We start from the raw sequence: 26,343 nt of genomic DNA, 5'->3' as shown, positions 1-26,343 counted from the left end.
AAATCTATGCCATTGCTATGTAAGTGCATTTCTACGCCAATGATCCCGAAGCTTTGCTTTAAGTACTTGAGAGGGTATTGTGCTAAGTCCCCAATCGAATATATTCCTTTTCGATTTAACTTTGCTTCTGTTTTACCCGAAATCCCCCAAAACTTATTGAGTGGTCGTATCGACCATAATTTTGTGGGTACATCTTCGTATTTCCAATATGTAATGCAGTCTTTTGTTTTCTTTGCTTCCACATCTAATGCGATTTTACTCATCAATGGGTTAGGACCGATTCCTATTGTGCATTCTATGCGTGTTTTCTCATAAATCTCACGTTTGAACTTTAACGCAAATTCATATGGATCATTTGCAAACAAATGAATACTATCCGTAATATCCATGAAGAATTCATCGATGGAATATTGGTGGAAATCCTCAATGGGAACGTATTGTAGAGCTAATTTCGTTATGTAATTGGAGCATTTTATATAAGTTCCCATAATTGGATTCACAACAAGAATATCTTTTTGCCGAGGGATCTCGTATAGTCTTGCCATCTTCTTCACACCCATTGCTTTTAATGGTGGAGTTGCAGCTAAGACAATTGAGCCATTTCTATTAACATCACCGACTACAGCTAATTTTGTATGAAGGGGGTCTAACCCCATTTTGATGCAACTAACTGAAGCGTAAAAGCTTCGTAAATCAACACATAAGATGATTCTATTCGGTAATATTGAATAGTCATACACTGTGATCCCTCCCTAAAGTAAAAGAACGTTCGTTCTTATTATATACGAACTTACGTTCTTTTATAAGGGGTTTCGGAAATATAATTTGACTATAAGTAAATTAAAATTAAGTGGGTGTAATTTAGCATTGTAGGTTCGACAAAACATTGCAAAGACAGTACGAGCTTCGTCGATTGATTATTAAAGGTATTAGTCCTCATTCATTGAATTTTTCTTGTAGGAGGTGGCGTAGCGCTATGGCAGAAACGGAGATAGTATACACCGCTAATGAGGTTTATAAACGTTTAGGAGTGAGTGGCAGCACGCTTAGAAAGTACTCAGATGTTCTTGAACGTGAAGGGTATGATGTGAAAAAGAGTAGTCGAGGAAGAAGAGAGTATACAGAGTTTGATGTTTTGCTTATTGAACAGTTAGTAGAGTTGAGTAAGCAGGATGGCATGACCTTAGAAAAAGCCGCTAAACTGATTGCGAAGCAATTTGGAATCGCTGATAAGAAGGAAGAATTAAAGAGTGTAGATCCAATTCCTTATCAAATCCAGTACCAGTTTCAACAACAATATAGCGCTATGATAGAACAGATAAACCAGGAACAACAAAAGAATTTACTAGAGATGGAGCGGAGACTAGGGGATCGCATAGATCAAAGGAATAAACAGATTGAAGAAGGAATGCAGGAACAAAGAGAACGAGAGGAAAGGATAGAGAAAAGGTTAGAGCAAAGAGACCAAAATCTGATGAAAGTCATTAGAGAAATGCAGGAAACTAAAAGGGTTATTATATCGGCCCAGGAGGAAGTGGCAGCCGCTAAAGGGAAGGAGAAATCCTGGTGGAAATTTTGGAAATGATATTATAAAAGTCTAATCTGTATTTCAAATTAAGTATTGAAGTGGTAACGTTAGCATTTCGGAAAAACCCCACGCTAAGCAAAAAATAAAATAAGCCGCCCATATGGACAGCTTATTTACATAATTATCGTTATTGGAAGCTGATTTTTAATATTAGAGCAAACCCCTCCCCATTTGGAGAGAGGTACGATCCGTTCTCAATATTTTTTCTTTTTAAGTCGGTAAAGTCCTGTCAGACTAGCTCCTGCTGCAATGACAATCATAATAATAAAGATGCTTAGAGAAGCAACTTTATTTGGAATCAACTTAGCAAAGTTTGTCCAAAGTAATGCAATGGTTGCTAACCAGACTAATCCTATTAGACTAGTCCAACCCGTTTTTTTTGTCATATTTCACTCACCACCTATTTCTTATTGTATCATTTAAAATAAGCAATTTTCTTGTATTTTTGTATGTATACCGTATTCATGTAAGGTTAACATAACGTCTCATTATCGGTAGCAAGAAAAAGGCGGATTCCTTGTGAGAGTGGGGATCTGTCTTTTTCTTTTTCTATGACTATATTCATTTTTTTATACATCCCTATCCTGGCGTGGTTTTTTTCCGAAATGCTAGCGTTACCGCTTGAAATATTAGTTGACTTGGACATGATGGGTAAAATATGGTAATGTGAAGAAGTTAAGAAATTTCCATATAGAGGGAGAAGTTGTTTTGTCTAAAATCATAGATATTTTTAAAAGATTATTATCAGGGATTAATACTCAATATCTAGTAAAATCATATATTATTTCAATTGTTGTAACAGGTTTTTTTCTATATATGAATTTTACAGATGGACATAGTAGTTCATTCATGACGACAGTATATTTTTTGTTAGCAGGGCTTTTATTCCCTTTTGCAACAGTAGTGTGGGACGATTTAATTAATACCATTATGGGTGGTCATTTTATTATTTTAGCTTTACCCTTTATGTTAATGTGGAAATTATTCAAAATAATGGTTCTTTATATGTTTAGTCCATTAATTGCCCCTATTGGTATGATATATATTTATATTGCTAATGGTTATCACAAAGGATGATTTTTCAAGAGTTTACTAATAGAAATGTTTTTAAGTTATTCGTTCTTAAATAGAATTCAGCTGAACTTTTTTATAAATCATAATAAATTAATAGAAAAAAGGATTCATTTTGATTAAACTTTAATTAAAATGAATCCTTTTCTTTTGCTAGATAATAATCCATATTTTAGTGGTCGATTATATTAATTTCACGTACCATAATTAAAACATAAACTATTATCAATAATTATTTATATTGTTAAATATAGTAATATATATAATAGGGAATATCTTATATATATAGGAGGAGAACAAATGAGAGGGAAAACTACAACGGTTATTACAACAATTATAAGTGCTAGTTTATTACTAACAGCTTGTAGTGGGGAAAAGGATAAGGAAAATAAGGCGAAAGCGAATGACAAGGCTTCAGAGAAACAATCTATTAATTTGCCGTTCATTGCAGAAATTCCAACCATGGATGTTACGAAAGCGACAGATGGAGAATCTATGAATGTTATGCGTAACGTATTTGAGGGATTATATACGCTAGGTGAGGGGAACAAGCTAGTTTCAGGTGTAGCGAAAACGTATGATGTTAGCGATGATAAGCAAACGTATATATTTCATTTGAGAGAAGATGCGAAGTGGTCAAATGGAACGCCTGTTACAGCTGACGATTTTGTGTTTTCTTGGAAACGTGCGGTGAATCCTAATGCGGCAGCGGAATATGGATTTTTATTCTTTGATATAAAAAATGCAGAGAAAATTAATGCTGAAGGATTATCTGTAGATGAATTAGGTGTAAAAGCGATAGATAAACAAACGCTAGAAGTACAATTGGAGCGTCCTGTTCCTTATTTTGTGAGTTTAACAGCATTCCCTACATTTTTACCAATCAATCAAAGGTATTTTGAAGAACAGGGAAAACAATATGGTTTAGAAACAAATTATATGATTTATAATGGTGCGTTTAAGCTAGATAAATGGAAACATGAACAAAGTTTCCAACTAAAAAAGAATCCTACTTATTGGGATGCTAAAACAGTTAAATTAGATGAAATTAATTTTGATATTGTGAAAGATAAATCAACAGAAGTAAATTTATATGAATCGGGTCAAATTGACCGTGTAGGATTAACAGGTGAATTTGTTGATAAATATAGAGACAGTAAGGATTTTCATAGTAGAGGTGAAGTGGCAGTTCAATTCTTACGCTTAAATCAAAAGAATGAAGTCTTGAATAATAAATATACACGATTGGCAATTAGTGAAGCGATGAACAAAAAAGCGTTTGTAGATACGTTATTAAATAATGGATCTAGTCCAGCTTACGGTTTGATTCCTGAAAAATTTGCATTGAGTCCAGACGGCAAGGATTTCCGTGAAGAGAATGGAAGTCTAGTAAAGGATGATGTGAAAACAGCACAAGAGAATTGGGAAAAAGCAAAACAGGAATTAGGAAAAGACCAAGTAACACTAGAATTGCTTACGAGTGATAATGCAATAGCAAAGAAAAATGCAGAATATCTAAAAGGTGAATTAGAAAAGAATTTAGAAGGATTAACAGTGAATATAAAGGCGCAGCCACGTCAACAACAAATAAAATTACTGTTAAGTAGTGATTATGACATAGCTGTAGATGTATGGGCTCCCGATATTCCTGATCCTATTACATTTTTAGATTTATTCACGACAGATAGTACATATAACTTTGATAAGTATTCAAATAAGCAATATGATGAACTAATTCATAAGGTGAAATTTGATTTAGCTGGTGATGAAAAAGCACGTTGGGAAGCGATGATACAAGCGGAAAAAATCTTGTTAGAAGATGGTGTGGTAGCTCCTTTCTATCAACTGGGTCGGTCATATTTACAACGTTCTTCTATCAAAGGTATTGTTACGAATGATTTTGGTGGAGAATTTAATTTTAAATGGACTGAAGTGAAAAAATAAAATGCAAAGTTGCACCGCCAGGCGGGGAATTCTGTTAGTATTCCGTAATCTATGAGATTGCTAGACGGTTGAAGTAGTTGAGGGATGTATTAATTTCTGATATCATATTTATATACTATTTTATGGATAAGAGACATGTGAATAGCCATCTGACTAAATTGAGATAGGGGTTTAAGATTCCAAACAAGCAAGCTCTCAATTTAGGAGCTCAATTTAGGAGGTGAAAATATGTTATTATCAATTTTCATAGGAAGCGTTTGCTTACTAGAAGAAAGTAAAATAGTAGAAGTAGCAGGTAAATTTTTGATTTTACTTTCTACTTTTGGCATAATGGCAGGGTTACCATTATAAAAGAAACACACTCTCTGGAGTGTGTTTTTTTTATAACTTGTTTTAAATCTACTTTTTTTGTACAAATATCTCTTTAAATAGTATAATGGGTTTGGTGTTTTGCAAAGGGTAATACTTCCTTTCGCTTAGTTTTTATAGATAGAGTGTAAGGGTAGGATCTTGCACTCTATTTTATTATGCTCTCCTACAAGTCTTCTTATATAATCAGATGCGATTTGCATTAAGCAGATTGTTAAATCCTGATTTAAGTAATTATAAAATTTCAGTTGTCTTCTGATATAGTCTTGCTGTTTTGGGGTGAATTTTTTTATCATATCAATTATAGTGTCGTATTCGAAAAAGAAGTATCTGTCGTTCGCTTCAATTACAAATACATCATTTTTGACAGGGTGATTTTCGAAAAAATTATCAAAGAAAGAAATAGGGTTGTTATTTTCTTTTGCAACATTCATATTTCAATGCTCCTTTTAGAATAAGATTATTTATTAGTAGATGCTAAAATTTCAATGATCTGTGGGATTTTCGGATTGCTTATGTAGTAATACACCTCTAAACCTCTTCTATCGCATCTTAATATCTTCCCTTTCATTTTAGAAAGATGCTGTGAAACTGTTGATTGTGGTATATGTAGTTTATTAACGAGTTCTGAAACATTCAATGTGTTATGCTGCATAAGAATTGTTATAATTTCAACACGAATTGGGTGAGATAACGTTTTTAACATTTCAATATTTTCGATAGATATATTTGATTTTTTATAGTTCATTTTGCATTTCTCCTTTTATATATGTGTTTTTAAGTGATTATATCTTAAAATAGTCTCTAATTCCTTAGTAAGATCCATATTGAATCCTCCAGCTTGAAGTTTGAATTATATTAGAATTTCAGCGACATAAGCAGTTAAGCTAATAACTATAATAATCCCAACAATAGTAGTGAATAGTACAAGGAAACGGAGAGCGAAATAATATAGGACATATGCACCTATTCCTGTTGCTATTATAAATCCAATTATGAGAGACAATGTCCCAATTGTATGTAGAGAAATCACATTAAAAAATACTAATCCTATAACAACTAACCCTATAATACCGAGGGTTCTCATGGTACCACTCCTTTTTATAATTTTATATATTTATACATTTATAATTTTATAAAATTATAAATGTAGTTGTAGTTTTATAATTTTTTCAATTCACCTAATCTAATTTCTTCGATCCATTTGCAAGGGAAACATATGTAAGTGTTCGAGTTCTATACGTTATTTTATAATTTTATAAAATTATAAATAGGTCTATTTGGAAAGGTATAAAGTTTTACCTTTATACCTTGTTTGCTTTTTTCTTTGTTTCAAGTACTTGTCTTACAGCGCTTTTCACTAGCTTTTGTTTTGGGGTTGGTAATGAGGCAACTTTTTCTTCTATTAACATATTTATGACTTCATAAATTTTCATATCCTCGATTGTAGCAAGTGTAGATATTGCTGTGTGTGTTTCTAATGAGACACGGAAAGATTTTGGTAATTCTTTAGTAGTGAGCTTTCTTTTAGGCTTTTCAAAGAGTTTTCCATCTTCAGGGAAAGTGCGATCTTGATTTTCTTTGTTCTCGGGTGTAAATGTTTCAGATCCCTCTGTTTTCTTTTCTCTTCTGAAACCTATCTCATCTTTATTTATGTTCATTTGATTACTTCATTCCTTCCAATATATGAATTCTTTCTTCAACTTCATTTGCTATATTCTTATATACAACGTGAACGTTTTTATCATGTATATCTTTCATATTATAAGTAATTCCTGTTCTGTCAAACCTTTTCAAACGTGCCATTTGTTTGACGGTAGTATTAAAGACATTTGCTTTCCCGAAAATTTCTTCAGCTTCTTGAAGTATGTCTTTGTCGATTTCATTACCGTTTTGCATTAAGACTGGTAATGCTCCAATGATTTCTAAAGGTAAATTATAATCATCTGCTAGTGAAAGTACATGTTCGATGTATTTTTGAGCGCCCTTCAGTGATCTTTCTTGTGTTTGTAAAATAACCATTACATTATCACTTGCAACCAGAGCGCTGTCTGCGAATTTATTCAATTGTGGTGGAACATCAATGAAAATATAATCGTAATTTTTTTTAATTGTATTTAGTTGTTTTGCGAAATAAGTATCTTGAGAATAGTCGTCTTCAAAATTTTTGAAGAGGAATTTTTCGTATGTTTGTAAGTCTTCGTAAGAAGGAAGTAAATCTAAGTTAGGTAAAACATGAATTAATGCGCTTTGTAAGTTTTCATCTATAAGAGCCGTTGCTAATGTTTTTTTGAATTCCGGCTCTGTTGAATATACTTTCTTCATTGTATTGAGTAATAGATCAGTAGCGTTTGCTTGTGGATCTAAATCTACTAATAAAGTTTTCTTCCCTTGATTCGCGAATGTATAAGCTAACATTACAGCGTTTGTAGTTTTTCCAACTCCGCCTTTAAAGTTCCCAGTAGTGATTACTTTGCACATTTTCCGTCACCTCGTAAAAAAAGTTTTTTTATACTTTTATAAGTTTATACTTTTATTTTATACCACAATTAGACAATAGTACAGTATAAATTTATACTTTTATAAATTTATAAAAGTTTTCTTTTCGTTATAAATTTAATAATGTACAAAGGGAATCATTTTAACAAACCCTTTAATAATAGGGTTTGTTATTTGTTTTTTCTATAATAATATGAAATTATAATTTTATAAAATTATAATTTCATAAAAAAATATAATATATATATTTTAAAAATGAGATTTTTATACTATTATAAAAGTATAAAATTATAAAAAAAGGGTATTATTTTTTAATAGAGAGAGATCTTACGAGTTATATAGTTATTTACAAACAAAAAAACTTGTTGTACGGTATATACAACAAGTTTTTCAACACAATACGATTTAGTTCGATTATATATTAATTAAAAATAAATTTTAAATCGATACTTACATAGATTAAACAATACAAAATTACATAAAAAATAAGAACGGCTGTCTAGTTGAGATTTCTCAGGTCTCAATTTGACAGATTGAGTAAAGTTATCATGAAAATGACTTTACTCAGGTGAATATAAGTTGCTGGATACATCTTATATTCCATTTACACACTGTCACAACCAGTATGTAAACTTCCCTCCGTTCTAGTTAACTATTCTATTAGAGATAAAAAATATCTCTTTTTAGTATAGTTAATTAGTTCTGTTTTGTAAAGACAGAAACCTTTATTTAAGTGCATTCTCAAGCATATTTAAGTATGGTTTTTTCTGGCTTTCTATACAAATTCGGGTGGTTTATTTATTTAAGGTGAGCAGTGTAAATACTGCTCACCTTTTTTGGTTGTTCAAAATCTAGTAAAGAGAGGAGGTTTCACATGAATACAGTAGAAAAAGCGATTGAATTAATACTACATAATGGCGTACGAAAATATAAAGCAAAGAATTCTAAAGCTAGTTTAGTAGCTTTAAAAGGAATTGAAAAATTTGAAGAAAGAATCGTAAATGGTAAGAAAAACAAGCGTGGTTCAATCTTCATAACTCGTAAAAAAGAAGATTTAAGTGCTGATTTTGGTACTCGTGGTGTTGTATTAACTTCTGAAGAAGCTGTACTGGATCATGTGGGACAAGCCTCTCATTGGACACCGAATGTATACAACTTTGGTACATATAGCAAGAGTGGACTGCGTACAATTACAGGCCATAGTGAGAAAAACCTGCAACAAATTAATTGCTTTGTCATTGATATTGATTCTAAATCATTCCCTGTGGCTGCTATTAATGATGTAGCATTAAATAATGGCATCGGTGTACCTACTATGATTCTTGAAACAACAAAAGGTTATCAAGTGTATTATGTGTTGGAACAAGCAGTATATGTAAGTAAAAACAAAAATTATATTGCGATCAAATCAGCGAAAAGAATCTCTCAAAATTTAAGAGAAATGTTCGCTGAACATTTACCAAAAGTTGATTTAACATGCAATCACTTGGGTTTCTTCAGAATGCCTTCAGAAAAAAATATCGTTATGTTTTTTGAGGAGAATGTGCATTCTTTCAGACAGTTACAGGAGTGGAGCAAAAGACAAGACGACAATAAAGGGAAAGACTTTATTGTGGGTCCAGGAGAAAACAATGTACTTGAAACTCCCTTTTCTAAAAATGAACCTGTAGAACAACCAAAACAAATTGATGAATTTTGGTTTAAGCAAGTAATGAATTGTACAAACATCATGCCAAAACAAACAAGAGCAGGGCGAAACAATGCTATTTTCACCCTTTCTTTAGCTTGCTTCCAAAGTAAAGTGAAAATCCAAGATACTTTAAACATGATGGATCAATTTAATAGTAACCTGGATATGCCTTTAGATCATTGTGAGGTAAGAGGAAGTGTTATGTCTGCTTATTCAGGAAAGTACCATGCAGCTCATAGTGATTACATCAATCGATTATTAGAAACATATACAAACACAAAAGCAATGAATTCAGAAAAAGTACCATCTGTACTTTGGAGAAAACATAAGAAAAAGCGTGACGATCGTGTGCGCTCTCATTGGCATGAGTGGGAATCGGATATTATTACTTTCTTATCAATGCATTCTAAGAACAAACCGGTACTATACTTTTCACAAAATGAACTATGCCAGGAACTTTCCATCGCTAGAAGCACGCTTAATACAGTTCTGAAGAACAGCAAGAAGATTTTTAAGACGGTAGAAGGCAAAGGGAAATATGCAAAAACTGGTCTTTCAACAATCGGCATGTTAATCTCATTTGCATTACGAGAAAAAAGCAAAAAAAGAACAAATTACATATCATATCTCGAAAAATTATACCCTCAATTGGGCAGTATCATATCAGAAATCAAAAACAATAGCGCTATAGCGGAAACACAAGAGTCTTACAGCATCTTTGAAGGGTTGCCAGCTGGTTAAACTTTAATTGTCCACTCTGCCAATACATAATATATCTATGATACTTGTCCTGTTCAGTAAGGCTATGGCGTTATGTTATATACTTAATCTTTATTGGTGTTTATATGGGGGATTTGTATTTACTATGGTACGTGAAATTTACAGAAAGTATCTATTTTTACAAGGGAATTTATGTATTAATTTAGCTTATTACATAACCATCTTAAGTTATTTACAAAAAAAAAATAGACTACAATACAAATTTACATTTAAGGAGTGTAATTTATGAATAAGAATTATTCTATAGAACGAGATAAAAATGGACGTTATAGACATTCTTTTGCATTTATGAGGGGATGTGCAGTGTCTGTTAAGGTCTTTGGAGTAGATTCATTGATAAAGGGGATAGTTTCCAGTATTGAAAAATATTATTTGGTAATTGATGTGGAAGAGAAGGATGAAAAGTATCAGGTAACAGTGAATCTTCCTGAGATTAAATATATAAAGCATGATAAATTACCAACTGTGGAAGAGCGATCTAGCAAGGATATTGATAGTAGTACAAGCTTTGCGTTCTATGTAGGAGAAACAATTGCTTGTTATTTTAAAGATGGTAAGGGGATTAAGGGTACCTTGTTATCTGAAGGAGCTTTTTATTTTTATGTTGAAACAGAAAAAGGTTCGTATTTTACTGTTATGAAAAGTGCGATTTCATATGTGAGGCATAAAAAGGTTGAACCGGTATTATTAGTGAATGACTTTTATACAGTTGAGATGAAAGATCAGGGATACGCTAAACCTACAGAATTTACATTTTCAGTGGGGGATTCAATCAGTGTTGTATTTGAGAGTGGGAAAGAATTATCAGGAGTTGTTCTTGATGAGGAAAAGTATTGGTTTTTATTAATGATTGATGAGAAGAAAGGTAGTCAGGTAACAGTGTTTAAGGAGTCATATGCATATATAAAACATGGGGTATTTGATACTAAACCGACTTTGTATTTGCAAAATAAACGGTTAAAAAAAGCATTGAGAAATTCGGATAATGAGTAGTTTTTAGTTGGAAATTTGCGTCTTCGATCTTTTTGATGTAAAACGGAAATGAATAACATGTAGGAAAAAATTTAAGTTGTGTATAGATGAACTCCCTGGTTATATAACCAGGGAGTTCATGATGAATTGATTTATGAACAAGGGAAATCTTAAGCAAGCTTTTTTCTTGAACTACCCCCACTTAACGACCCTGCGGTCTGTTTGAAGTGGGAGATTCCTGCGAACACCGATGTAATCACCAGTTATCTTAGCAGGCTCTGTCCGCAGTTCCTACGGTGAGAACATAAGTATCTTGCACGTTGACTCACCACGCTTCCTACTTTAGCTTGGTTTTCGCAACTTTGGCAAGCGTGGGGTGATTGAACGTTGAAAATTTTACGGTTGCAACGATTTTTCTGCAACCAACCTCATATCTTCAGTTTTCAAAGAGCAATCTGTACAAGTATATGGTAACAAACATTTTGTCTTACGCCAACCGATATTGGGGTACAGCCGAGATACGTGTAAAAACAGGTCATAGGCTTACTTTTATTTCCAGACAAAACTTATTGAGCTTATAGATATCATTTCGTCTATTTGCATTAAAAAGTTTGTCTTTGTGTAGATTTGGAATAAGGTTTAATTAAAACTAGCTAAAAAAACTGATTTTATCATAAAAGAATCCCAATTATTTTGAAGAAAAATTAATCAAAATAATTGGGATTAGTTATTCTATACTACTAAATTTTATAAAAAAGTTTGATTATTTCTATGATTCATATGTTACTTATGCGCCCGTTTTTGAAATTAGAAATGTGCAATATGATCAAAACCCGTGATTGAATTAGTCCAAGTTGTTTTCCCTTAAGAATTGTATAATTTGTTTTTTGTGGTGGTTATCATGATCTGTAAATTCCTTAACAATGTATATAAGTGAATAAGGGGTTCCAGTATGCGGACAATGCGTTACACCGTTTGCTGTTAATGGATTTTTTAACTTTTCGGTTGGCAATTCGTTAAGTTCTTTTACAAGTAATCCCCTTGTATCTTTTGCTTTTTCAAGAAGTTTTGATTGTGATACGCCTGATTTTACGTAGTTTGATGCTTGTTTATTATATGTATCAAAATCTGGAAACTCCATTCCCTTTTCATTTTGAACAGATGGGAAGATTTCTGTTAATAGATAATTGTCCCAATTCATAATATGGGCTATTATCTCACTTACAGACCATTTACCCTCGGCTATCGGTTTAGACCATAATGTTTCATTGATTTCTTCTAAAGTGCTTAACCAAGATGAATAATGACTAAAATTATTAATTATGTTTTTTATCTCACTCAATTTTTCCCCTCTTTTCTAAGCTAATTTAATATAATTATAACAGAAAATCCCAAATTAACAAACGTACGTTCCGGATTCTGTTTTTAATTATAAAACAACAACCTTTAAGAAACGCCGCAACTTTTTTTCAAAATTTCGCGCCTTTCTTAAAAACATCATGACTTTATTTTAAAGCTACACTTTGTCTATTATGGCTTAACCCTAATCATCTATTAGTTAGCTACTTAAAACACTTCGTTTCAATTGTATGATTAGGGTGTATGACAATAAGTTCAAAAATAATAGAGAAAACCCCGATTTCAAACCGATTTGGAAATAAAAGTAAGGCTATGACCTGTTTTTACACGTATCTCGGCTGTACCCCATATTCATCTCCCACCTATTTGCTGGTGCTATCGCACCTTCACGCAAATTGAGGAAGGTGTCTTCTGTCGGAAAATGATAAATACAATTAACTTTCTTTATATACATATTAAATGTTATGCAGAATTACATATAGTGATGGAACGTTGATATGCCGTAGTTCATGATGATTATTTGTTCTCTTTCGGACCAATTGTTCTACAGTTGTAAATATCATGATATCTTTGTGCTAAAATACTTATGTATATGAGCATAATATAATTTTTAAAAAAGCTCTGGGGATTATGCTTCGTAATGTAGGTAGCATAAGGGTATATTTTGTATAAAAGGAGTGGTCGCTACACTCTTGTTCTGTTTCCATGAGGGGTAATAACTATGAATCAAATATCTGAGAGAAAACAAGAAGAGAAGAAAAAAGAATTATTAAGCTTTTTGAAGTTACTCATTGATGAGATCGATTACCAAAGGAGAATTCAAGAAGAATTAGCTAAAGAAATTGGAGTTGTTGGGGGAACATTCTCAAAAAACTTAACTGGAAAAACACAGTTTGGATTTTGGAATTTAATTAAGCTACTTAACATTTTATATGAGGATAACATAGCGAAGAAGCAGAAAATACTTCATAGGTTTTGTGCTGTTACAACAAGCAAGAAAAATTTGCGGATTGCTATGGAATATGCAAATGCTACAGGTGATCTAAAACTTTTAAAACAAGTTATTGATCGGGAGAAACATTCATCACTTGCAATGAATCGAGAGTGGGCTTATGTATATGAATTGGTATGGTTACGAGGGACCGGTGCAATTCAAAATACAGAATTACTTGATAAATTAGAGACACATAAGAAAAGTAAAGTGATAAAAACCAATGAAATGAATGGTTTATTTGACATTTTAACTTGCTATACCATGTATGATTTAGAGAAATTCAATACGTTTTTTGAATATGCTGCGGTATTAGAACAAAAAGTGGATAATATATCAGATGACTTTATTAGAACAATTTATGGAGTCAGAATGAAAGAATCACTTGCTTGTGCTTACTTAATGCGAGATAACATCGAAGAGTCTAGAAGGTTATGTCAGGATATATTAGATTTGAAAGATCAAGAAGGGTGTTATTCTCTTTTAAAAACATCAGCATTAGTATATCTTGCTGAGTCCTATACTTTTGAGTGTTATAAAACGGCATCAAATTATATAAAAAAGGCTTTGGAATTGGTAAAAACATCATATTTTGAAAGAGCAAAGCAAAGAGAAAAATACATTTTAAACACATATGCTTTTATTAAAATGATGAATCAATGTGATTTAGACGATATTAGAGCATTTCATCCAGCTGAAGAATCTTTTTTGGAGTTTCTTAAAGGGAATAAAGAAAAGGCTAGAAATATACTGTATCAATTGGAAAGAGATCAAGGTTTTTTAACGCCTATGCAATACTGTTATTTAGGGTTAGCTACGAATAATAAAAGGTTAGTTGAGAAATCTATTGAGCTGTTTGAGAGTGCAGGAAATCGATTTTATAGCAAATTCCCTAAAAAAGTGTTGGAAGAATTTAATAAAATTGGGTATAATGTAAGGGGTGATGTAGTATGAAAAAGACAATAAAGATAATTACTGGAATAGCTATGATTGTTGGTTTTCTAATAGTTTCGACTGATGGTAAGGAACAAGAGAGCCAAATCGTAAAAACTGATTCGCAACATTTACTGGCAAAAATGACTGATCCAGGTGGCGGAATTGGATAATTTAATATATTGATTTTTGAATTTTAAATGCGATTGTCTCGAATGAGGCAGTCGCATTCGTGGTTTTTAGGGAGATTTCCCAAATTTTGTTTTTGCTATTCGAGAAATGTTTGTGAAAGATTCACAAACTAAGGTGTTTTGAGCAGTAAATATAAAATAATTATATTAGTATTTCAATATATTTCCGTTTTTATGTTAACAAAGAGATGTGAGCGTGTTAAAATAAGAACGTAAGTTCGATTCAGGAGGTTCATGTATGATGTTCGGATATAACTACGTATGTGTTAAACTCAATTCGCTAATCGTTCGGGACGAGGTGAATTTAGAGTGATGAATAAGTAAGATTATACGTGTTTGTCATTGTAGTTCCCTAAAAAATCCATAAATAAATAAATCCCCACTTTCAGGTCAGTGAAAATGAGGATTTATCGAGTATTGCTTATATTTTTGATTGTACTGTGAATCTGTTTTTTTAGATTGTGGTTGACTTCTCGATATCCGTGATTTACCATTGTTTGTAGTAAGATGTATTAGATTGCATCAAGCGTACCACTTTACAATTACATAGATGGGCTGGGAATAATAAGAGTTGGAGCTCTTATTAATTCCGACCTCGATAAACGACAGAACCGTTTAGAAAGGCTGCCCACTTTAGGTTGCATAATATATATGCAACAACTTTAATAATAACTGTTTTTCGATATGAAAACAAGGAATTATTATACACAATAGATGTGTAAATAATACCAATTATTGAGGCTGTTGGTATCATATTTGTTATAATTCTAAAGTGGTTCTTCGGATAAAGAAGAAAAGGCGTAGACTGAACAACGGTCTACGCCTTTTTTCTATGCTTATGCAAAATAATCATCTTACGTTAAAAATCTAATATTGCTCACTATAGTTAAGTTTTTGTTATTTTGATTGTTTAGATCTGTGGCTCGTATTGAAAAACTTGTTAAAAACGAGAAACAAGGATTGTAAGAAGAACATTCTTGTAGTGATGTGAAAGGGGTAAATGATTATGAAAGTAGCAGAGTTTAGTAATCGGACACATAAGATAATACCTTTGAATGAGATGGATATACCAACCTTAGTGAAATATGGCCATTCAGTCATTACGTTTAAGGATGAACATTACATCGTTTTAGACAATGGTAATTTGTATGATCAGGAAAAGAAACGAGAAATACCTGTATTTAAAGTCTTTAGGTACATAAGAGCTGTAAAGAATAGCTATGGAGTAGTGATTGCGAAGAAAAGTAATACTCGTAGCAGCTTAAATCATGTGAAATATGCAAGGAAATAACGAACAATTTGATCAGTTTAATTGTGCATGAAATACAACTGCACAAAGGTGAAAACTAAATCTAATGAATTGATAGGGTAAATAAAGAGTTAGAGCAGTTCAAATATCAATCAAAACAATTGAAGTTCTAATGATTTATCAATTTATGGATTTGGGTTTCTAGCGTTCTTTGAAAATTAGATATAGTTGCTGGGGGAGTGCCACGTCCACTGTTTGCCACTCCATTTCGTGGGAAGATGGGAGAAGTTTTACACGAATAAACCCTGAGGGTCAAATGTACCGCTTGAAAGATAGCAGCTTGAAATAAAGCACTAGTGGTGGTCTATTTGTAAGTCATACGACTTGCAGTTCTTTGTAGGGAATCTGAATGCCAGTAATTACCCAAAAGATTCTTTGAACCAAGAAGGATTGTGAGTTTAAGGGCTACAGACTATTTAAAGGGCTATACATTGGATTATAGCGCCATGACAGATATGTAAAGAATGTATCTTGAGCGCATAGCGGTATATGCATTCCTTTAACGCGAGGGCGTAGCGAAGCAAAACGCCACTTTTATGAATGGAGAATCTCCTTCTCGCATTGGTAATCGTAGAATTAATAGACCGTTTATTAATTTTTAGAAAGTAATTTATAAACAAAAGGTTATGTAATAGATTTTATGCAGAATTAAATTGATCAAACATGAAAGAGTTTATTTTTTAGTGATAAATGATAATAAAATACCTGATAAGGAGAATGTATGATGGGAATTCAAACAGCTGAAAGTAATACAGGAGCAAAAAAGAAGTATCGATTAGGTTTTGATCGTGTGTTCTTAACAAGTGAATCATTTTCTTATAAAGGAGATTTAATTGGTTCAACGAGTATTTGTATTTTGTTTAAAATTTTTGATGATAAAGGTGATGAAAAGTTATTTGATTTAGAAGAATTAGAAGTACAAACTCTTAATAAGAAGAATGGTGACACATGCTATGTATCGCATTTAATTGATTGTTCCTTTGATAGAGATACCATACTTAAAATTGTACCAGATGTTCATTTATTAAAAGAAACTGGCTATGCGTCAGTAAAATGGAAATTGTTGATTATACAAAGGATCTGGATAAAGGTATTTTTGAACCTGAAATGATTTCAGAGGAAGAATTCATGGATATTATGAAGACTCACATTGATTTGTTTGATGTAAGTGATAATTATCCTGCACAAAACACTTCATACATTACAAGAGAGGTTGATCTAGTATAGGTATCAGTGTAATGAGGTTAGATTTATTAGGATTAATGGGGGTGTACATCTAATGTGTACATATTGGGAAGAGTCAGTAAGAAATTATTATAGAATTGAAGAAATTCAACACAGAAACAAGAAGATTTTAGAAGATAGAGAGAAAAAACAACCAATGAAAGTGCAAAGAAAGTACACAAAATGAAAAATATCGTACGTACTAGGAAGTAATTGAATAAAGGTGTACGTACGGATAGAGGTAACAATCCGTCCTGCTAGTCGATCACTTACTCTTTAAAAATATCTATGGTTACCTCTATCCTTATGTACATCTACTTTATGCCAGTTTTACAGTAGTTTGTACAGCTAAAAAAGAAGCAACGTGCTAATAATCGTAAAAAAGAAGCCATTCGGGATAATTGGCTTCTTTTTTATGCTTTTTCATACGTATAGAAGTTTGATGTGGAGGAGAATGCAATATGAAATGGGATAATTATAATAATTATATAAATGCGCTTGTAGATGTTATGAGGAAACCTGTTAGAAATGCAAGAGGTTATCTTGTAGTAGGTGACTTAAAAACATGCACAAGTATTTTACAAGATATAAAAATTGGACTTGAAAAAGAAGGAATCATGACACATTATTTGAATTTTAATACATGTGCAGATGAAGATAATTGTATTGATATCTTGAAAAAAGCTAGAAAAGAATTAAAAAAGCATAAGAATGAAATAAAAAGAATTTTAGTGATGGAATCATTTGATCGGTTAGATCAACGTGTTATGGATGCTGTTAAAATTTTAATTGGTTGTCAGGCTGTAGGTATTGAAATTGTAGTGAGTGCAGCTCACCCGATGGTACATATGGTGGGATTAACACGCTATATGGTTAAAATGAATCCTTCTGATGAAATGTATTCAGAGCTATATCGTTATGATAAAGAGCAAACAGTATTCGGTTTACGAAATGAGGGGCAAGAGAGGGTTGAATTGCATGATAGTGACTAAAAAAAATGAAAAGATTTTAAGGACAAAGCAAATAAATGTCGGTTTATTTGACTTAAATGAATCGTATGGATTAGGTAAAGAAATTTCGGTGTTGAATCGAAGTTTTACTGTGAGTGATGTGATTTTGATGAGACAAATGCATTGGATCGTATTTTTAAAGTAATGAAGAGTATATGTAAGTTCAAAAAAGGAACAGAATCATGATTTGATTCTGTTCCTTTTTTGTATCTTGAAAGGAGTGTTTTTGTTTGAAGCAATTAAATGGTAAACAGAATGTAAGTGATGATTTTGCATTTGTAAGAGGTTGTAAGAATGCACTTTTTATGGTGCTACCATTATGGATAGCAATTGTGATTGTGATTTTAAAGTATTAGTCAAAAAAAGTTTGATAGGGTGAGGACATGGTATTAAAAGTTATCGTTATAAACTTTATGATTGCTGTAATGGTTAGTATTGGATATCAATTGCGGTATAAAAATAAAAAATTGAGGAAAGGAGCTTAAAATTGACTTTTAATGCATATAAAGGTGGAGGCAATGGTTATATTCCTCCCTCTATTTACCCTATAGTCCTAGTATATAACCCTGTTGCCTCTACCTTTATGTACGTTAAACAAAGTTAGGGGGAACTTATAGTGACTGGGAATAATAAGAATGAGCGTTTAATATTCAATGTATCTACTGAAGGAAAATCAAGTGCGGTGAAGATTCAAAGGTTAATAGAAGATATGAAACGAGAAAAGAAGAAGCGAAAACAGAGAAAACTACAAGAGCATTTGAAAATAGATGTAGAGGGGTAGGGGAGATATGAACATTCGAACTAAGTTTGTGAAATATACGATAGATACAAATAAATATAAAGACTTTGCGCCACCTGTAACGCCAGGAGTGGATGTCGATGTTTAGGAAATGTCGAGATATAGGAAGTTTATTGTTATTGATCCTTCTTATAATCATAGCTTGTATTTTACAAGCACTAGGGGAGGTAAATGGGGAATGAATGATATTATTATCGATCTTTTTATCAAATTTATGATGATTTATTTAGTAGGCTGTATTACTTGTAGTTTTTTATGGAAAGTGAAAACGGATTGAAAGGAGAGTTAATATGAACCTTTCGCAAAAGAAGTGTTGTTGCAGCTGATCGAAGAAAAAGGGATTCGTATTGAAAAAAGTTTTACTCATTCCGTTCTTGCTGTAGAGTTTCATCAAATTTGAATTTTGTATATAAGGAGTGATTTTACTTGGCTAAAGAGACAAAAGAGGAACGAATGATTGAACTTGCATCAAATGCACATAGGGCGAGAAATAAAGACCATTTAGATAAGTTTATGCTTAGTATGTTATGGGTAATGGTTGAAGGAACACGTTATCAAACTGATGTAAAAATAGCTTTTGATCTGCGTGAAAAATATCATGATTTAGAACGTAAAGGTAGATCAGAACTGATTATGAACCTATTTGAAATAGGTAAGAAATACGAAATAGAAACATTCATTGAAAGGAACAATGAGTATTTTAAATGTAAGTGTTATGTAGATGATAAAACTATGGAGGATTTATTTATTACTGTTTTTGAACCGTCTAATATAGGAGAGTTATGTATTGAATGGACAGATATAGCTGCTGTCAAAGAAATAGAATAAGTCGTCAAGCGGAGTAATTTCTGAAGAGGAATTGATTGTCTGTACATTAGTGAGGGGTAATTTAATCAAATTTGAATTTTATAGAAAAGTAGAAAGTTTTTAAAGTAGTCTCGTATTACCATATGTTATGATATACGAAGGTAATTGGTAATAGAATGGGAGCTGGGACAATGTTGAAAAAAATAAAGAGGTTACCGATATTATTTGTATTATTAAGTGCTTTTCTTGTAGGGTGTGGGGATTCATCACAATTTAAAAAAGGTGATAAATTTTTGGAAGAGAAAAGTAAGTATAATGTGAAAAAGGGTGAAAGTTCAATTGAAATTATAAGTGATGATAAATGGCAATACACAGATGAAAACAATGGGAAGTCGGCTGTATATGATGTCAAGGAAACGGAATATAAAGCAGGAAAATATAAAGTGTTAAAAGTTATGAAGCCAAATAAACATAGTGAACAAGATCCTTGGGTTGTACAAACAGGAGAATATTTTGTGTTTGATATGAATGATAGTGGGTTCTCATTGTTTAAGGTAGGACGTGTCAATCGACTTGATTCAAACGATTGGGAATATCTTAAGAAAGGTTATGACAAAGGTAGAGATTTTAAGAAAGATTATGAGGAAGCAAAAGATAAAGAAGAGTTTTTAAAAAGTATTGCGGATCGTGCGACTTTGAAATATACAAAGGTAAATTCTTGAAAAGAGCATCTATTTCTAGATGCTCTTTTTTTGTTGGACAAGTTGTCTATATGAATAGAGGTAACGATGGGATATCCCCCATTCCACCATTAATAATATTAAAACTTTCTGTTACCTCTATTCCTATGTACATCTATTCAGTACGTACATAAGGAAAATTCAAAGCCTATCACATTATGTGGTGGGCTTTTTTCTATATTAAAAACGATTTAAGGAGGTCTTATATGAATATCAAGGCAAGAAGTCCAACATTGGTTTGTTTGTTTCTTCGCTTTTAAGAATCAAAAATATAAAATAAGGAGGGAGAAAATGTCAAAGAGACATTCATCTCGTTTTAAAAAAATTGTTGCATCAGCAATGACAACAACTATGTTGATGAATCCCTTAGGAGCATTGGCTGAGATTGATCGTGATGTATCCCAAACGGGTCATCCTTGTGCAAATGAATATCAGGTGACTTTAAAAGGGAATAAGGTTTTGGGAAAAGATAAACTAGATTTGGTTTTAGTGCAAGATCAATCCGGGTCATTCAAAGGGATTTGGAATGATGTAAAATCATTTGTCGCAAGTTCAGTGACTGAGTTACGGCCTGACATGGATCGCATTCAGGTATCAGGGTTCCGTGGAGATCGTGGGATTGTAAATCCAGACGGATCTGAAGCAGCAACCGCTGGTGTGGATTTAGAAACACCATTACACCAACCATTAACAGGTAATGTTGATTCAGCAATTCAAGCCATTAATAATATGCCGGTTGGTGGAACGACTCCAACTGGGCATGGGCTTACAGAAGCTTTGAATCAATATGAACAAGCAAAAGGGGATACGAACGATCGTCAAACGGTATTTATGCTTGTGACGGATGGGGCGCAGAACGTTCGAGAAGATGGAATTATGCATCTGAACGAAACGATGAAAGGAAAGCATCAAGCTGACTATTTCAACGATTGGGAAACCTCAACAGCTGACATGGTTTCTAAAGCGCAACAGGTCAAAGATAAAGGATATGAATTTGCTACAGTTTATTGGGAAGACGATAGTTATTTTACTAGAGTGTTAGATGATAGAAAAGATTCTCTTGTTCCGTTGTTTAATGAGCGTATTAGACAAACAACTACTAACAATTTGTTTTTTGATGTGAATACAGGTAATGTTGCGGATTTAGGAGAAGCGATTCGAAATGTTATTCGTTCTGTACGTAAAGGAATGGGTGACTTCATGGAAGATCGAGTAAATGAAAATTTTGAAATTGTTCCAGATAGTTTTGGTGGAACAATACAGCCTGACAAAGTGAGCCAGGAAGAAAATAAAATACACTGGGATTTATCTAAAGTTCAAGGTGATTTTGAACTTTCATATAAGGTTAAAGCGAAAGATTCAGCTAAAGCAAAAGAACTTATTGCGGAAGGCGCAGCAAGAATCATGGACCAAGATACAGCGGTTAAAAATGTAGAGGTAGAAGTGACACCATCTCAAATTTGTAAACCAGCTATTAATAAGACGGTTTCTGATAGTGATGAAAAAGATAAAATGGATCTTGCTACACTAAAAGAACGAAAAGAGCCATTTCAATATAAAGTGAATGTAAGTTTTAAAGATATGCAAAAATCAAAACAATCGAGTATTCATGATACATTAGAAAACGTATTAGAGCCAACAGCTGTGAAGTTAGTGGATGGAGATGGGAAAGATGTTTCTTCATTAGGTACAGCAAAAATAGATGGTCAAAAGGTAACTTTTGAATTTGCACAACAAGATGGTTCAGTTGCTCATTTAACGGATAAATCTTATACATTAGTGATTGATGCGAAAATTGCAGAAAAAGCCAATGAAGTTGAATTAGCAAAATTCATTAAAGATGGCGGTGTACCAAACACAGCGACATTAAACATTGACGATAAACCTTATGTTTCAAATGTTCCAAAAGTCACACCACCAACAGAACAACCAAAAATAAGTAAGAAAGTATCTGATAGTGATGAAAAGCTAGTAGAAAAAGCGACTTTAAAAGCTCAAAATGAAGCATTTGTATATGATGTGGAATATAAAATGGGTAACGGTACAGGAACATGGAAAGAAGCCCGTCTAACAGACGAGCTAGTAAATGTCCTGGAAGTAAAAGGAGCGAAGCTAGTAGATTCACAAGGTAAGGAAGTAAAAACAGGTAAGATGGATATTAAAGGGAACAAAGTAGAATTTGTTTTCGATAAAAAGGATAACAGCTACTTGTATTTAGCGGGTCAAACGTACACGTTAAAAATTGATGCGAAAATCAAAGATGATGTAAAAGCTGAAGATTTAGCAAAATATCTAGTAAAAGATGGTGTGCCGAATACAGGTCAGTTACACATTGGTGGCGATAAACCATTGGTTTCAAATGAGGTATATGTAGTACCACCAACAGAAAAACCAAAAGTAACGAAAAAAGTATCGGACAGCGATGAAAAGCTAGTAGAAAAAGCGACTTTAAAAGCTCAAAATGAAGCATTTGTATATGATGTGGAATATAAAATGGGTAACGGTACAGGAACATGGAAAGAAGCCCGTCTAACAGACGAGCTAGTAAATGTCCTGGAAGTAAAAGGAGCGAAGCTAGTAGATTCACAAGGTAAGGAAGTAAAAACAGGTAAGATGGATATTAAAGGGAACAAAGTAGAATTTGTTTTCGATAAAAAGGATAACAGCTACTTGTATTTAGCGGGTCAAACGTACACGTTAAAAATTGATGCGAAAATCAAAGATGATGTAAAAGCTGAAGATTTAGCAAAATATCTAGTAAAAGATGGTGTGCCGAATACAGGTCAGTTACACATTGGTGGCGATAAACCATTGGTTTCAAATGAGGTATATGTAGTACCACCAACAGAAAAACCAAAAGTAACGAAAAAAGTATCGGACAGCGATGAAAAGCTAGTAGAAAAAGCGACTTTAAAAGCTCAAAATGAAGCATTTGTATATGATGTGGAATATAAAATGGGTAACGGTACAGGAACATGGAAAGAAGCCCGTCTAACAGACGAGCTAGTAAATGTCCTGGAAGTAAAAGGAGCGAAGCTAGTAGATTCACAAGGTAAGGAAGTAAAAACAGGTAAGATGGATATTAAAGGGAACAAAGTAGAATTTGTTTTCGATAAAAAGGATAACAGCTACTTGTATTTAGCGGGTCAAACGTACACGTTAAAAATTGATGCGAAAATCAAAGATGATGTAAAAGCTGAAGATTTAGCAAAATATCTAGTAAAAGATGGTGTGCCGAATACAGGTCAGTTACACATTGGTGGCGATAAACCATTGGTTTCAAATGAGGTATATGTAGTACCACCAACAGAAAAACCAAAAGTAACGAAAAAAGTATCGGACAGCGATGAAAAGCTAGTAGAAAAAGCGACTTTAAAAGCTCAAAATGAAGCATTTGTATATGATGTGGAATATAAAATGGGTAACGGTACAGGAACATGGAAAGAAGCCCGTCTAACAGACGAGCTAGTAAATGTCCTGGAAGTAAAAGGAGCGAAGCTAGTAGATTCACAAGGTAAGGAAGTAAAAACAGGTAAGATGGATATTAAAGGGAACAAAGTAGAATTTGTTTTCGATAAAAAGGATAACAGCTACTTGTATTTAGCGGGTCAAACGTACACGTTAAAAATTGATGCGAAAATCAAAGATGATGTAAAAGCTGAAGATTTAGCAAAATATCTAGTAAAAGATGGTGTGCCGAATACAGGTCAGTTACACATTGGTGGCGATAAACCATTGGTTTCAAATGAGGTATATGTAGTACCACCAACAGAAAAACCAAAAGTAACGAAAAAAGTATCGGACAGCGATGAAAAGCTAGTAGAAAAAGCGACTTTAAAAGCTCAAAATGAAGCATTTGTATATGATGTGGAATATAAAATGGGTAACGGTACAGGAACATGGAAAGAAGCCCGTCTAACAGACGAGCTAGTAAATGTCCTGGAAGTAAAAGGAGCGAAGCTAGTAGATTCACAAGGTAAGGAAGTAAAAACAGGTAAGATGGATATTAAAGGGAACAAAGTAGAATTTGTTTTCGATAAAAAGGATAACAGCTACTTGTATTTAGCGGGTCAAACGTACACGTTAAAAATTGATGCGAAAATCAAAGATGATGTAAAAGCTGAAGATTTAGCAAAATATCTAGTAAAAGATGGTGTGCCGAATACAGGTCAGTTACACATTGGTGGCGATAAACCATTGGTTTCAAATGAGGTATATGTAGTACCACCAACAGAAAAACCAAAAGTAACGAAAAAAGTATCGGACAGCGATGAAAAGCTAGTAGAAAAAGCGACTTTAAAAGCTCAAAATGAAGCATTTGTATATGATGTGGAATATAAAATGGGTAACGGTACAGGAACATGGAAAGAAGCCCGTCTAACAGACGAGCTAGTAAATGTCCTGGAAGTAAAAGGAGCGAAGCTAGTAGATTCACAAGGTAAGGAAGTAAAAACAGGTAAGATGGATATTAAAGGGAACAAAGTAGAATTTGTTTTCGATAAAAAGGATAACAGCTACTTGTATTTAGCGGGTCAAACGTACACGTTAAAAATTGATGCGATCATCAAAGAAGATGTAAAAGATGAAGATTTAGCAAAATATCTAGTAAAAGATGGTGTGCCAAATACAGGTGAATTACACATTGGTGGAGATAAACCATTGGTTTCAAATGAAGTATACGTAGTACCACCAACAGAAGAACCGAAAGTAACAAAGAAAGTATCGGACAGCGATGAAAAGTTGGTAGAAAAAGCGACTTTAAAAGCTCAAAATGAAGCATTTGTATATGATGTGACATACAAGATGGGTAACAGTACAGGAACATGGAAAGAAGCACGTCTAACAGACGAGCTAGTAAGTGTCCTGGAAGTAAAAGGAGCGAAGCTAGTTGACGCTGAAGGAAAAGAAGTAACAACAGGTAAGTTGAATATTGAAGGGAACAAAGTTGAATTTGTCTTTGATAAGAAAGATGACAGCTACTTATATTTAGCGGGTCAAACGTACACATTGAAGATCGATGCAAAGATTAAAGATGGTGTAAAAACTGAAGAATTAGCGCCATTCTTAGAGAAAGATGGCGTGCCAAATACAGGTGAATTACACATCGGTGGCGATAAGCCATTGGCTTCAAATGAAGTATATGTAGTACCGCCAACAGAAAAACAACCAGAGCCACCAAAACCAGAAGAACCAAAACAAGAACCAGTAAAGCCTGAGGAACCAAAAGAACAACCAAAGAAAGAACAGCCTAAGCAAAAAGTATTACCACAAACGAATGAAGAGACAACATTTATTCCATATGTATTGGCAGCGTTCTTCATCCTTATGGGTGTTGGTTTATATCTAATTGATCGTAAAAGACGCATGAATCAATAAAAAATATATACAACAAAGAGAGAAAAAAGGAGGCATATTGATGGCTAAACCAAGAGGTAAAAATGAGAAACCGCTATATAATGAGGCGGTTTCTTTTATTTTGGAAAAGAAAGGTCGTACCTATGAAGAGTGGGAAAGGGAAATTGTAAATGGTATTTGTGTTTCTGTTTTAGCGGGTGAAAACGTTGAATGGAGAAACAAAATGCTAGAACAAGCATCCATTGAAATGATTGCAGCTGATATTGAAAAAAGAAAACAAGCTCAAGAAAAATCAACCAATAGTCACGTACAAAGTGACGTAAAAACACAAGGGAATTAAGAGAGGGGAAAATAGATTATGGAATTTCTAGATTACTTTTACTTTAGCATCTTACAACATTTAGCTTACAATGACATTTTTGATTCAGTTGGAAACATTTTTAAAGCTTGGAGTGGTAGATTGCAAACTATTACTATTTGGATTGCAGGATTTTGCGTAATTGTTACAGGCATAATGTTTATTTTCGGAGAAGGACCGAGCCGTACAGCTAAGAAGTGGCTTATTTATATTGTTGCAGGTTGTATTATTGTATGGGGTGCAGCGGAAATCGTCCAAACAGTACAAGGTGTATCAAAAGGCGGATTCTAAACCGAAATATCATTCAAAAAGAGCAGATGGAAATCTGCTCTTTTTATTTTATAGGTGAGAAAG

At 33.1% G+C, this 26,343-nt stretch carries 26 protein-coding genes and 1 pseudogene; 19 read left to right on the top strand and 8 right to left on the bottom strand.

Annotated features, from left to right (window positions below; translation table 11 throughout):
- Nucleotides 1-740 (bottom strand): annotated as a pseudogene (locus FT637_RS24670) (DNA repair protein); the annotation flags it as partial.
- A 236-nt stretch (nt 741-976) separates the two neighbouring features.
- On the opposite strand from FT637_RS24670, the gene FT637_RS24665 reads away from it, so the two are divergent.
- Nucleotides 977-1,585 (top strand): DUF3967 domain-containing protein, encoded by a 609-nt coding sequence (locus FT637_RS24665; protein WP_193648533.1) that lies wholly within the window; start codon nt 977-979, stop codon nt 1,583-1,585.
- A 197-nt stretch (nt 1,586-1,782) separates the two neighbouring features.
- On the opposite strand, the gene FT637_RS24660 is transcribed toward FT637_RS24665, so the two are convergent.
- A complete protein-coding gene (locus FT637_RS24660; protein WP_002162179.1) occupies nt 1,783-1,974 on the bottom strand; it encodes a hypothetical protein in 192 nt (63 codons plus the stop codon).
- A gap of 322 nt (nt 1,975-2,296) precedes the next feature.
- Between FT637_RS24660 and FT637_RS24655 the strand changes: the two genes are divergently transcribed.
- From FT637_RS24655 to FT637_RS30365, 3 genes are all read left to right on the top strand, one after another.
- Nucleotides 2,297-2,665: a hypothetical protein gene (locus tag FT637_RS24655; protein ID WP_193648532.1), complete on the top strand. Its 369-nt coding sequence runs from the start codon at nt 2,297-2,299 to the stop codon at nt 2,663-2,665.
- 294 nt (nt 2,666-2,959) lie between these two features.
- Complete coding sequence (locus tag FT637_RS24650; RefSeq protein ID WP_193648531.1) at nt 2,960-4,603, top strand: peptide ABC transporter substrate-binding protein; 1,644 nt, start codon at nt 2,960-2,962, stop codon at nt 4,601-4,603.
- Between the two features lie 228 nt (nt 4,604-4,831).
- Nucleotides 4,832-4,954: a hypothetical protein gene (locus FT637_RS30365; protein WP_255262133.1), complete on the top strand. Its 123-nt coding sequence runs from the start codon at nt 4,832-4,834 to the stop codon at nt 4,952-4,954.
- A gap of 125 nt (nt 4,955-5,079) precedes the next feature.
- On the opposite strand, the gene FT637_RS24645 is transcribed toward FT637_RS30365, so the two are convergent.
- From FT637_RS24645 to FT637_RS24625, 5 genes are all read right to left on the bottom strand, one after another.
- Complete coding sequence (locus FT637_RS24645; protein ID WP_098362195.1) at nt 5,080-5,406, bottom strand: hypothetical protein; 327 nt, start codon at nt 5,404-5,406, stop codon at nt 5,080-5,082.
- 26 nt (nt 5,407-5,432) lie between these two features.
- Complete coding sequence (locus tag FT637_RS24640; protein ID WP_193648530.1) at nt 5,433-5,720, bottom strand: ArsR/SmtB family transcription factor; 288 nt, start codon at nt 5,718-5,720, stop codon at nt 5,433-5,435.
- A gap of 105 nt (nt 5,721-5,825) precedes the next feature.
- On the bottom strand, nt 5,826-6,059 hold the full coding sequence (locus FT637_RS24635; RefSeq protein ID WP_193648529.1) for a hypothetical protein: 234 nt from the start codon (nt 6,057-6,059) through the stop codon (nt 5,826-5,828).
- 217 nt (nt 6,060-6,276) lie between these two features.
- A complete protein-coding gene (locus FT637_RS24630; RefSeq protein ID WP_193648528.1) occupies nt 6,277-6,633 on the bottom strand; it encodes a hypothetical protein in 357 nt (118 codons plus the stop codon).
- 4 nt (nt 6,634-6,637) lie between these two features.
- Nucleotides 6,638-7,453: a ParA family protein gene (locus FT637_RS24625; RefSeq protein WP_193648527.1), complete on the bottom strand. Its 816-nt coding sequence runs from the start codon at nt 7,451-7,453 to the stop codon at nt 6,638-6,640.
- A gap of 892 nt (nt 7,454-8,345) precedes the next feature.
- On the opposite strand from FT637_RS24625, the gene FT637_RS24620 reads away from it, so the two are divergent.
- Both FT637_RS24620 and FT637_RS24615 read left to right on the top strand, forming a co-directional pair.
- Nucleotides 8,346-9,902 carry a primase C-terminal domain-containing protein gene (locus tag FT637_RS24620; RefSeq protein ID WP_193648526.1) on the top strand — a complete coding sequence of 519 codons (1,557 nt, stop codon included), beginning with the start codon at nt 8,346-8,348 and terminating at the stop codon, nt 9,900-9,902.
- A gap of 264 nt (nt 9,903-10,166) precedes the next feature.
- Nucleotides 10,167-10,934: a hypothetical protein gene (locus tag FT637_RS24615; RefSeq protein WP_193648525.1), complete on the top strand. Its 768-nt coding sequence runs from the start codon at nt 10,167-10,169 to the stop codon at nt 10,932-10,934.
- Between the two features lie 823 nt (nt 10,935-11,757).
- On the opposite strand, the gene FT637_RS24610 is transcribed toward FT637_RS24615, so the two are convergent.
- Nucleotides 11,758-12,255, bottom strand: a complete 498-nt coding sequence (locus tag FT637_RS24610) for a DinB family protein (protein ID WP_193648524.1) — start codon at nt 12,253-12,255, stop codon at nt 11,758-11,760.
- A 738-nt stretch (nt 12,256-12,993) separates the two neighbouring features.
- Between FT637_RS24610 and FT637_RS24605 the strand changes: the two genes are divergently transcribed.
- The 13 genes from FT637_RS24605 to FT637_RS24550 all read left to right on the top strand — a co-directional run bounded on the left by FT637_RS24605 (nt 12,994) and on the right by FT637_RS24550 (nt 26,280).
- Nucleotides 12,994-14,217: an AimR family lysis-lysogeny pheromone receptor gene (locus FT637_RS24605; RefSeq protein WP_193648523.1), complete on the top strand. Its 1,224-nt coding sequence runs from the start codon at nt 12,994-12,996 to the stop codon at nt 14,215-14,217.
- Nucleotides 14,214-14,369: a hypothetical protein gene (locus FT637_RS24600; protein ID WP_193648536.1), complete on the top strand. Its 156-nt coding sequence runs from the start codon at nt 14,214-14,216 to the stop codon at nt 14,367-14,369. The genes FT637_RS24605 and FT637_RS24600 overlap by 4 nt, the downstream gene beginning before the upstream one ends.
- Nucleotides 14,370-15,393: 1,024 nt before the next feature.
- Nucleotides 15,394-15,678, top strand: coding sequence for a hypothetical protein (locus FT637_RS24595; protein ID WP_193648522.1), 285 nt, complete (start codon nt 15,394-15,396; stop codon nt 15,676-15,678).
- A 742-nt stretch (nt 15,679-16,420) separates the two neighbouring features.
- Nucleotides 16,421-16,807 carry a hypothetical protein gene (locus FT637_RS24590; RefSeq protein ID WP_193648521.1) on the top strand — a complete coding sequence of 129 codons (387 nt, stop codon included), beginning with the start codon at nt 16,421-16,423 and terminating at the stop codon, nt 16,805-16,807.
- A 574-nt stretch (nt 16,808-17,381) separates the two neighbouring features.
- Complete coding sequence (locus FT637_RS24585) at nt 17,382-17,912, top strand: hypothetical protein (protein WP_193648520.1); 531 nt, start codon at nt 17,382-17,384, stop codon at nt 17,910-17,912.
- Nucleotides 17,899-18,075 (top strand): hypothetical protein, encoded by a 177-nt coding sequence (locus FT637_RS24580; RefSeq protein ID WP_193648519.1) that lies wholly within the window; start codon nt 17,899-17,901, stop codon nt 18,073-18,075. Before FT637_RS24585 ends, FT637_RS24580 begins: the two co-directional genes overlap by 14 nt.
- 85 nt (nt 18,076-18,160) lie before the next feature.
- Nucleotides 18,161-18,286: a hypothetical protein gene (locus tag FT637_RS30360; protein WP_264675744.1), complete on the top strand. Its 126-nt coding sequence runs from the start codon at nt 18,161-18,163 to the stop codon at nt 18,284-18,286.
- A gap of 260 nt (nt 18,287-18,546) precedes the next feature.
- Nucleotides 18,547-18,711, top strand: coding sequence for a hypothetical protein (locus FT637_RS24575; RefSeq protein ID WP_193648518.1), 165 nt, complete (start codon nt 18,547-18,549; stop codon nt 18,709-18,711).
- A gap of 444 nt (nt 18,712-19,155) precedes the next feature.
- The gene (locus FT637_RS24570; protein ID WP_193648517.1) at nt 19,156-19,557 is read left to right on the top strand and encodes a hypothetical protein; all 402 of its coding nucleotides are present in this window, start codon (nt 19,156-19,158) and stop codon (nt 19,555-19,557) included.
- Nucleotides 19,558-19,727: 170 nt separating this feature from the next.
- On the top strand, nt 19,728-20,258 hold the full coding sequence (locus FT637_RS24565) for a DUF5512 family protein (RefSeq protein WP_193648516.1): 531 nt from the start codon (nt 19,728-19,730) through the stop codon (nt 20,256-20,258).
- A 309-nt stretch (nt 20,259-20,567) separates the two neighbouring features.
- Nucleotides 20,568-25,652, top strand: coding sequence for an isopeptide-forming domain-containing fimbrial protein (locus FT637_RS24560; RefSeq protein ID WP_227493942.1), 5,085 nt, complete (start codon nt 20,568-20,570; stop codon nt 25,650-25,652).
- 40 nt (nt 25,653-25,692) lie between these two features.
- The gene (locus tag FT637_RS24555; RefSeq protein ID WP_193648515.1) at nt 25,693-25,971 is read left to right on the top strand and encodes a hypothetical protein; all 279 of its coding nucleotides are present in this window, start codon (nt 25,693-25,695) and stop codon (nt 25,969-25,971) included.
- 18 nt (nt 25,972-25,989) lie between these two features.
- A complete protein-coding gene (locus tag FT637_RS24550) occupies nt 25,990-26,280 on the top strand; it encodes a TrbC/VirB2 family protein (protein WP_193648514.1) in 291 nt (96 codons plus the stop codon).
- Nucleotides 26,281-26,343 lie beyond the last annotated feature (63 nt).

It is taken from the genome of Bacillus cereus (assembly GCF_015071065.1).
Classification (GTDB): Bacteria; Bacillota; Bacilli; order Bacillales; family Bacillaceae_G; genus Bacillus_A; species Bacillus_A cereus_BA.
The sequence above is the reverse complement of the archived record's forward strand: the minus strand, read 5'-3'. Positions and strand labels throughout refer to the sequence as shown.

Bases quoted from the DNA above. Each gene is read 5' to 3' on its own strand.
- FT637_RS24555 (WP_193648515.1), top strand. From the start codon at position 25,693: ATGGCTAAACCAAGAGGTAAAAATGAGAAACCGCTATATAATGAGGCG.
- FT637_RS24640 (WP_193648530.1), bottom strand. From the start codon at position 5,720: ATGAACTATAAAAAATCAAATATATCTATCGAAAATATTGAAATGTTA.
- FT637_RS24565 (WP_193648516.1), top strand. From the start codon at position 19,728: ATGTTGAAAAAAATAAAGAGGTTACCGATATTATTTGTATTATTAAGT.
- FT637_RS24645 (WP_098362195.1), bottom strand. From the start codon at position 5,406: ATGAATGTTGCAAAAGAAAATAACAACCCTATTTCTTTCTTTGATAAT.
- FT637_RS24660 (WP_002162179.1), bottom strand. From the start codon at position 1,974: ATGACAAAAAAAACGGGTTGGACTAGTCTAATAGGATTAGTCTGGTTA.
- FT637_RS24550 (WP_193648514.1), top strand. From the start codon at position 25,990: ATGGAATTTCTAGATTACTTTTACTTTAGCATCTTACAACATTTAGCT.
- FT637_RS24615 (WP_193648525.1), top strand. From the start codon at position 10,167: ATGAATAAGAATTATTCTATAGAACGAGATAAAAATGGACGTTATAGA.
- FT637_RS30365 (WP_255262133.1), top strand. From the start codon at position 4,832: ATGTTATTATCAATTTTCATAGGAAGCGTTTGCTTACTAGAAGAAAGT.
- FT637_RS24590 (WP_193648521.1), top strand. From the start codon at position 16,421: ATGGGAATTCAAACAGCTGAAAGTAATACAGGAGCAAAAAAGAAGTAT.
- FT637_RS24650 (WP_193648531.1), top strand. From the start codon at position 2,960: ATGAGAGGGAAAACTACAACGGTTATTACAACAATTATAAGTGCTAGT.
- FT637_RS24560 (WP_227493942.1), top strand. From the start codon at position 20,568: ATGTCAAAGAGACATTCATCTCGTTTTAAAAAAATTGTTGCATCAGCA.
- FT637_RS24595 (WP_193648522.1), top strand. From the start codon at position 15,394: ATGAAAGTAGCAGAGTTTAGTAATCGGACACATAAGATAATACCTTTG.
- FT637_RS24580 (WP_193648519.1), top strand. From the start codon at position 17,899: ATGATAGTGACTAAAAAAAATGAAAAGATTTTAAGGACAAAGCAAATA.
- FT637_RS24605 (WP_193648523.1), top strand. From the start codon at position 12,994: ATGAATCAAATATCTGAGAGAAAACAAGAAGAGAAGAAAAAAGAATTA.
- FT637_RS24600 (WP_193648536.1), top strand. From the start codon at position 14,214: ATGAAAAAGACAATAAAGATAATTACTGGAATAGCTATGATTGTTGGT.
- FT637_RS24635 (WP_193648529.1), bottom strand. From the start codon at position 6,059: ATGAGAACCCTCGGTATTATAGGGTTAGTTGTTATAGGATTAGTATTT.
- FT637_RS24625 (WP_193648527.1), bottom strand. From the start codon at position 7,453: ATGTGCAAAGTAATCACTACTGGGAACTTTAAAGGCGGAGTTGGAAAA.
- FT637_RS24620 (WP_193648526.1), top strand. From the start codon at position 8,346: ATGAATACAGTAGAAAAAGCGATTGAATTAATACTACATAATGGCGTA.
- FT637_RS24630 (WP_193648528.1), bottom strand. From the start codon at position 6,633: ATGAACATAAATAAAGATGAGATAGGTTTCAGAAGAGAAAAGAAAACA.
- FT637_RS24585 (WP_193648520.1), top strand. From the start codon at position 17,382: ATGAAATGGGATAATTATAATAATTATATAAATGCGCTTGTAGATGTT.
- FT637_RS24665 (WP_193648533.1), top strand. From the start codon at position 977: ATGGCAGAAACGGAGATAGTATACACCGCTAATGAGGTTTATAAACGT.